This window comes from Aquisphaera insulae (assembly GCF_011064615.1).
GTDB classification, from domain to species: Bacteria; Planctomycetota; Planctomycetia; order Isosphaerales; family Isosphaeraceae; genus Aquisphaera; species Aquisphaera insulae.
Map to the genome: position 1 here is coordinate 1 of NZ_JAALJH010000171.1, position 7,650 is coordinate 7,650.

The window sequence follows — 7,650 nt, forward strand, 5'->3', positions numbered from 1 at the left end:
TGAGACCAAGCACTAGCGATTGAACCGCTGCGGGACGAGCGGCCCCGCCGTGAGCCGATCGAGGGCCTGGCGCATCCGGTCGAGGATCGGCCGTGACGCGGGATCGCGGGCCACGTTGTGTCGTTCGCCGCCGTCGGTCGAGAGGTGGAAGAGTTCCTCCGGGAGCCTCGGGTTGCCGCGAATATACGACCATTCGCCGTCCTTCAGCGCCCCCAGCGGCCAGGATTTCAGGGGCAGGCCGTTCTCGTCGATGTTGTTCGCGAGCCCGGGCAGCACCTCCGACAGGGCACCGTCGATCGGGCCGCTCGGCGGTGCGGGCTTCCCCGCACACTGACCCCAGGTCCGCGCGAGCGATTCCCCCGGGAACGGCGACTCGGCGGCGAGGCCCACCAGGTCGGTGATCGTGGCCGCGATGTCGCGGAGGCTCACCGTCTCCTTCACCACCCGGGGCGTGGCGATCGGGCTCTCGCCGGGCGGGATGATCAAAAGCGGAACGTGGACCTCGGTCTGATAGAGGCTCGTCCCGTGGCAGAACACGCCGGTGTGCTCGCCGAAGCTCTCTCCGTGATCGGAGGCCACGATCACCCAGGTGCGGCCGAGGACGCCAAGCCGCTGGAGCCGGTCCATCAGCTTCCCGAGCTGCTCGTCGAGGTCCGCGACGCAGTCATCGTACGCGTCGACGAGCAGGGGCTGGTCGCGTTCGACCAGGCGGATCTTGTCGAGCTCTCCCCAGCGGCGAATCAGCTCGCGCTGACGATCGTCGGGCTGGGCCTCGCCGAAGCGATGAATCCGGCCTTCCGGCAGCTCGTAGGGCGTGTGGGCGTCGGAGTAATTCAGGAAGGCGAAGAAGGGACGCGCGGAGTCGCCTCGGCCGGCCAGCCAGCCCAGGAACTCGCGATTCACGCTCGCCGCGTCCTTGCGGTCGAACACGAGCGACTGCCAGGCCCGTTGCACGTACGGCTGCAAGGGCAGGAGCTCGGGCCGCGCCTCCACGAACGGCAGCACCTTCCCCAGGACGGCCAGCAGCCGGTTGACCATGACCGCCGTCTTGGGCGCCGTGAACGCGGGGAAGATGTAGTCCTCGTACTTCGCGAAGCCGCGATTCAGCCCCGAATCCCGGGAGCAGTACATCGTGTTGCCCACGAATCCCGCCGTCGCATACCCGCGCGCGGCGAGGAATTCCGCCAGGGTGGAATGCGAGCCGTCCAGCGGGTTGAGCCAGCCCACCGACAGCTCGTGCATCCACCTGCCGGTGAACATCGTCGCATGCGAGGGCAGCGTCCACGAGGAGGCGGCCTGGGCCGCGTCGAACCGGATTCCCCGCCCGGCGAGCTCGACCAGCGTGCCGCTCGTCGGCCGCGGATAGCCGTAGAGGCTCAGATGGCCCGCGGCCACCGTGTCCAGGACGATCAGGAGCACGTTCGGCGAGCCCGTCGCCGGCATCGCCCGCGCGTCCACCTCCGCCTGCCGCCGTCGATCGCCGAGCCAGAGGGCGCCGGCCAGGATGAGCGGGATCGCCAGGGCCGGCGGGAAGCTGGCGAGGATGACGCGCCGGGTCCAGCGACCGCGCGACTCCAGCACCGGCACGAGCTTCGTTGCGACCCCCAGCGCAAGGACCAGCCAGGCCAGCGTGTAGACCCGGGGGAACGCGATCAGCGCCATCGGAAGGAGCACCAGCGCGCACAGGAACCGCTTGACGGACCACCAGCCCCGCCGGGGCGCGACCCGGCCGACGATCCACCCGAGAAACCCGAGGGCCAGGAACAGGCCAAGATACGTCAGGGGGATCAACCAGACGAAGTGTCGCGTCAGGTGATAGAGCTTGTTCGGATCGAAGAGCCGCTTCTGAACCTCAATGGTGCCCACCTCGAGCAGGCCGGCGACGAGCCCGCACCATGCCGACAGGACGAGCGCCTCGACCAACCCGGGCCGTTCCGTTCGAGGACCCGCCGGGGGCGAGCCCTCGGATTCCAGATCCGTTGCGACGGTGAGCCGACGGTTCATCGGTGTCTCGAGGGGCGAAGCCGGTCGCCGTCGGAGGGGGTGTGATCTCAGTGAACCGCGCTCACGAGCCTCGAGCGCGGCCGACGTCCTTGCATCAGGTCCGAGGCTTTTCTACTATGTCTACCTGCGTACCCGGTCGCAAGTCCAACGAGACAGACGTTCCCAATCCCTTGGAATCAAACGACTTCCAGCGTGATGAACGGGTTGGGGACGAGCCCGGTTTGCCCGCGGGCTCGCGGTGGCGGCGGCTGATTCCGTGGCTCGTGATGGCCGCCGTCCTCCTCGGGGCCGGCTGGGCCTGGAGGGCCGACCGGAGCTATCGGGACGCGATCCTCCAGGTCGAGCTCGACATGGTCAACGGTCGCCAGGCGACCGCCGTGGGACGCCTGACGAAGCTCCTGGAGCAGTACCCCGGCTCGGATGAGGCGGCCGTCCTGCTGGCGCGCTGCGAGCAGGAGCGAGGCCGGATCGACGCCGCCGCGCGGGCCCTGGAGCGGGTCCCGGCGGGCTCCGTCTTCGCGCACAAGGCGATCCTGGGACGGATGCGGCTGGCACACGACCAGGGCCGGCTCGCCGCGGCCGAGCAGATCATCGAGGACGCCGCCCGCGACCCGCGCAACGACCCGTCCCACACACGCTTCCTGCTGGTGCCGATCTACAGCCAGCTCGGCCGCCTCGACGAGGCCGAAAGGCTCATCGAAGAGCGCTGGGAACGGCTCAACGAGCGGGGCGAGGGGGCGACCGAGCCGGCCATCGACGTGCTTCGCATGCACATCGAGCTGGCCCTCAAGCCGAACCCCGTCGAGAACATGCGGGCGTATCTCCAGGAGGCCGCCAATCGCGCCCCGGACGACGATCGCGTGTGGCTGGGCCGCGCCAACCTGGCGATCCGAGCCGGCGACCATGCCGAGGCCGAACGCCGGCTTGCGGCATGCCTGAAACGCCGCCCGGACGACCCGGCCGTCTGGAAGACCCGGCTCGACCTGGGCCTGGCCGCTGGCCGGGTCGACGTCGTGCAGGAGGCGCTCGAGCACCTCCCCGCCGGGGACGCATCCCCGGCGGACGTCCATCGCCTCTCCGCCTGGCTCGCATCCCGTCGAGGCGACGCCCCGGCCGAGCGCCGCGAGCTGGAACGACTGCTCGAGGACACCCCCGGCGACCTGCCCGCCCTCGACCGCCTCGCCGCGCTGGCCCGCGAGACCGGCGAGGCGTCCCGGGCCGACGACCTCCTCCGTCGCAAGGCCGAGGTCGAGCGGCAGCTCGCCCGCTACAAGAAGCTCTTCGATCGCAACCAGCCCATCCGCGACGCCGAGGAGATGGCCGACCTCGCCGAGCACCTCGGCCGCCGCTTCGAGTCCCGCGGCTTCCTGACCATCGCCCTCGCCGACGACCCCGCCCGCGCCGACCTCCGCCGATCACTCGCCCGCCTGGCCCCTCCTCCCCGCGCCCCCGCCGCCCGCTCCCTGGCCGATCTCATCCGCGCCGGCTCGTCCCCGGCGGCCCCCGAACGACACGCCACGCCATGAAGATGTGAAAACGCACGTTCTTGTCGGATTGACCCCCGGCGGAGACGCTCCTCCAGGTAGGCTCTTCCCCGGCGAGGTTCCCCGGCCGTTCGGCCGTTCGTGGCCGCCGAATTGACGATGCGCGCGTCCTCGATGATACTCGGTTACGACGACCGGGAACGCTCGATCGGAAGCTCGTCATGCTCGAGACCGGAGTGAGGGCGACGAGGACATCTTGGGCCCGATCATGGAGTATCCGATGAAACGCCTGCTGGCCGCGATCCCGCTCGTCTTCCCCGCCTTCGCCGCCGCCCAGGAGCCCGTCGGCCCCGTCAAGGACGCCCCCCGGATCACGGCCGAGATGAAGGCCACGACGGAGACCATCGCCCGGGCCCTCGAGGACCTCACGCCTGAGGGCTTCACCCGGAAGAGCCCCGTCGAGCGCTACACCGAGGCCAACCTGTACGACAAGATCGACGGCCGGTCGGAGCTGTTCCAGTCCTACGACGTCACGGGGATGACCTTCGTCACCTTCTCGAAGGCGGACGACCCGGCCAAATTCATCGACGTCTTCCTCTACGACATGACCACGCCCCTGGGTGCCTTCGGTGTCTATTCGGTCGAGCGCCCATCGGGCAGCAAGGCCATCGCCATCGGCGACGGCGGCCACCGCGCCGGGGCGGACCTGTTCTTCCGCAAGGGCCCGTACTACGCGACGATCCTGACGTCGGGACCCGACGAGTCGGTCCAGAAAGCGGCGTCGGCCCTGGCCGAGACGCTCGCGAATCGCCTCAAAGGCCAGGCCGCGGAGCTCTGGGGACTCGCCATGCTCCCGGCCGCGAACCGGATCGACGATTCGGCCCAGTACCTGATGGTCGATGCCCTGGGGCTCGACTTCCTGACCAACACGTTCATGGCCCGGTATCGCGACGGCGAGGCCGGGTTCACCGCCTTCGTCGCGCGCTGCAAGTCCGCCGACAACGCCGCGGACGTCCTGGCCAGGTACAGGGCCCACTTCGAGGAATTCGGCCACCTGGCCGAGCCGGCCAGGATCGAGGGGACGTCGGTCATCGTCGCCCAGGCGGCCGGCGGCGACTACGACGCCGCCTGCCGGGTCGGCGACATCCTCGTCGGCGTCACGGCCGTCAAGGGCCGCGACGCGGCCGTGAAGGCCATGACGTTCCTCCTCAAGGGCCTGAAGATCCCGAAATGACGTGGCGCCCGCTGATAGGCCGAGAGGTTGGCCATTCCGCGCGGATCGGGTCCAACTTCCACCTCCTCCGGGATCTTCGACGGACCGTTCGCCGGCATCGAGGGCATGTCGGCCCGGCGCATAGGTCCGTGAGTCGCAACGGAGCAGAGAATCGGCATGGGCCGCTTCCCACCAGTGCCAACGAGCGCATCCCCTTGTCGAGATACCCCAGTTCGTCGTCCCTAACCAGGCGTCCCGAATGTGAAGGGCCAACGCCCGGTCCTCGCTCCTACAGCCAGGCCGATGCCAGCAAAGTAACAGGAGAGCGCAGCAGTCAATGCCTGCCACGGATGACCGTTTTGAGCCTCAAGCACGGCCGCGAAGATCCCGCCCGGCAGCAGCAACAACGCGAGGCCCCCGGCCAGGACCCGAAAAATGAAGCGGGTCTTCTGCTCAGCGTGGGGAGGCGACGTGGTCGTTCTCATGGAGACCACCTCAAATGAAATAGCGTGTTTCAGTCGGTGTCGTGACCTGCGAACCCTCCTGCATGGTACGCAACCCATCCGATCGGCGTAATGCGGGCCCGCCAGGTCGCTTCTGACCGCCACCTCAGGTCGTGTACGCTCCTGTGTCGCTGCGCGGCTCCAAGGCCCATGTGCCGATTTCTGTGCCGTTGCGGCTCACGGGCCGAATCATACGCTCCGCATCGCCGAAGGATACCCTCGACCGGCGCGGCGGACAAGAAAACGGCCGGCGTCGATCAGATCAGGCCGTGACGAAGAGCTCCGCCGACCGCTGCACGGCGGCGAGGTTCTCCTTGAAATGGGCGAAGTTCTGCATGTCGGAATTGACCACGTCGACGCCGTGGGCGAGGACGAACGCGTACGACCGCTGCCAGGCCGAGAGCCCCGACTGCATGAGCCGGTCGCTGTAGTGCCCGTCGAAGGCCTTGACCAGCTCCTTGCCCCCCTTGGACGACAGGTAGCGGGCCGCCTTCATGCCGACCAGGCCGATGCCGGCGTCGCGGGCCCGCTTCAGCGTGGGCTGGAGCTCGACCATCGCCGGCGTGCCGGGAAGGAGGCTCTTCGAATCCCAGTCGTACCACCCGGCCGGGGTGACGGCGATCATGGCGAGGTCGTACCAGCCGGTTTCGATCATGGCCTCGAGCACCTGCTGCGCCCGCTTGTGGGTGCTCACGCCCCAGTGGCCCACCTTGCCGGCCTGCTTCGCCTTGAGGAAGGCTTCATGGAGCGGCTCGCAACGGATGATCTCCGGGTCGCCCACGCCCATCAGGTAGTAGGCGTCCACGTAGTCGGTGCCCAGGTCGGTGAGGCTCGCGTTCAGCAGCCCCGTCCAGTAGTCGGCCAGGAACTTGCCCTGCTCGGCGATCAACGGCTTGCCCGGTACGAAGCCGTCGACGGGACGCAAGGGCGCCTTCGACGTGACCCAGATCTTGCCGCGGTTGGCCGCGAGGAAGGGGGCGAAGGCGCGCTCGCTCCCCTTGTAGTAGGCGTTGGAGCCCAGGTCGTAGAAGTTCACGCCCGCGTCGAATGCCGCGTTGAGCAAGGGCACGGCCTTCCCGCCGATCAGCGCCGCACCGCCGCCGAAGACGAGGCGGCTGCAGAGGAAGTTCGTCCGGCCGAGCTTGCGGTAGGGCATGCCGCTCCGCTCGTTGCGATGGATCAGCCCGTCGCCCGCCGCATCCTGGGCGAGCGCCGCCGGCGCGACGGTCGCCGCCGCCGTGCCGGCGGCCGTGGTCTTGATGAAGTCCCGGCGGTTCATCTCATTCGGCGCGGTCATGACGCGACTCCTGGAACTGGACGATCCCCGCGGTGTTGCCGCCTCTTCTCACGCTAGCCAGACGGGCGGATCACGTCAATCTTCGCCGCCCCTTACCGGGGAATTGGGGATGAGCGTACGGGGATGGATCCCAGGTCGGGTAAAGAGCTGACCGAGGACCCTCGAAGCCCAATCCAGCGTGCCGCAGGAAACACGGCTGATGCGTAAGCGACCGATGAATGGCATTCTTGACCGAGATCAGATCCCGAGGGTCTGCGCGACCCCTCCCGGCTATGGTAGAAGTTAGGACCTCTCACGCAGCAGGCTGCCTCGGTCGCCCACCGTCGCACGAATGTGGCGGCTGCGCGTGGGCCCTATCTCGCCGAACGAGCCCCACAGCTTTCGCTCGAAGGTGTCATCCGACATGAAGAACGCCCGCGCGGTCCTCCTCTTCCTGGCCCTGTTTTCGTCGCCACGACCGGCGGGCGTCGCCGTCGCCCAGGTCCCCGCCGATCCCCCCGATATCGCCCTCGATGGTGCTGCACGGAACGCGGTGATCGATGGGTTGCTCGAGAAGCTCGGCAGCACCTACGTGTTCCAGGAGCAGGCGAAGAAGATGGAGCAGGCGATCCGCGACCGGCAGGCGAGGAAGGAGTACGACGCCGTCACGAGCGGCCGGGAGTTCGCGCGCCTCCTGACGGCTCATCTCCGAGAGGTCTGCAAGGACGGGCATCTCGGCGTCGATTACTCCGTCGCCGTGATCCCCGAGGATTCGGACCGGAAGCCGCCCAACCCCGAGGATGTCGCCCGGTTCCGGGAGACCGGGAGGCGCCGGAACTACGAGTATCGGAAGGTCGAGCGGTTAGGTGGGGGGATCGGGCTCCTCCAGGTCGATGGCTTCTATCCGGGCGAGTGGGCCGGCGATACGGTCGCGGCGGCCGCGACGTTCCTCGCCAACAGCGAGGCGATCATCCTCGACCTCCGGCAGAACGGCGGCGGGGCGCCGACCGGCGTCGCCCTGCTCGCCAGCTACTTCTTCGAAGAGGAAACCCACCTCGAAGACCAGTTCAACCGGGCCGAGAATTCGACGCGTCAGTACTGGACCTATCTGTCACCGGACAGGAGGTTCCGTGCGAAATCCGGACACGTAGGTTCCGTGCGTCAACGAAT

At 68.4% G+C, this 7,650-nt stretch carries 5 protein-coding genes; 3 read left to right on the forward strand and 2 right to left on the reverse strand.

What is annotated here, in order from left to right; genetic code table 11:
• Positions 1-12 precede the first annotated feature (12 nt).
• On the reverse strand, positions 13-2,004 hold the full coding sequence (locus G6O54_RS36170; protein WP_205679163.1) for a sulfatase: 1,992 nt from the start codon (positions 2,002-2,004) through the stop codon (positions 13-15).
• 266 nt (positions 2,005-2,270) lie between these two features.
• Between G6O54_RS36170 and G6O54_RS38635 the strand changes: the two genes are divergently transcribed.
• The gene (locus G6O54_RS38635; RefSeq protein WP_165235694.1) at positions 2,271-3,530 is read left to right on the forward strand and encodes a tetratricopeptide repeat protein; all 1,260 of its coding nucleotides are present in this window, start codon (positions 2,271-2,273) and stop codon (positions 3,528-3,530) included.
• Between the two features lie 238 nt (positions 3,531-3,768).
• A complete protein-coding gene (locus G6O54_RS36180; RefSeq protein ID WP_165235697.1) occupies positions 3,769-4,722 on the forward strand; it encodes a DUF6599 family protein in 954 nt (317 codons plus the stop codon).
• A 744-nt stretch (positions 4,723-5,466) separates the two neighbouring features.
• On the opposite strand, the gene G6O54_RS36185 is transcribed toward G6O54_RS36180, so the two are convergent.
• On the reverse strand, positions 5,467-6,501 hold the full coding sequence (locus tag G6O54_RS36185) for an aldo/keto reductase (RefSeq protein ID WP_165235700.1): 1,035 nt from the start codon (positions 6,499-6,501) through the stop codon (positions 5,467-5,469).
• Between the two features lie 403 nt (positions 6,502-6,904).
• Here G6O54_RS36185 and G6O54_RS36190 point away from each other — a divergent pair.
• Positions 6,905-7,650: S41 family peptidase (locus G6O54_RS36190; RefSeq protein WP_205679164.1), on the forward strand; the 746-nt coding region annotated here is incomplete at its 3' end.

What these genes read in the sequence shown, in the direction of transcription:
- G6O54_RS38635 (WP_165235694.1), top strand. Translation starts at nt 2,271, where the DNA reads ATGGCCGCCGTCCTCCTCGGGGCCGGCTGGGCCTGGAGGGCCGACCGG.
- G6O54_RS36185 (WP_165235700.1), bottom strand. Translation starts at nt 6,501, where the DNA reads ATGACCGCGCCGAATGAGATGAACCGCCGGGACTTCATCAAGACCACG.
- G6O54_RS36170 (WP_205679163.1), bottom strand. Translation starts at nt 2,004, where the DNA reads ATGAACCGTCGGCTCACCGTCGCAACGGATCTGGAATCCGAGGGCTCG.
- G6O54_RS36180 (WP_165235697.1), top strand. Translation starts at nt 3,769, where the DNA reads ATGAAACGCCTGCTGGCCGCGATCCCGCTCGTCTTCCCCGCCTTCGCC.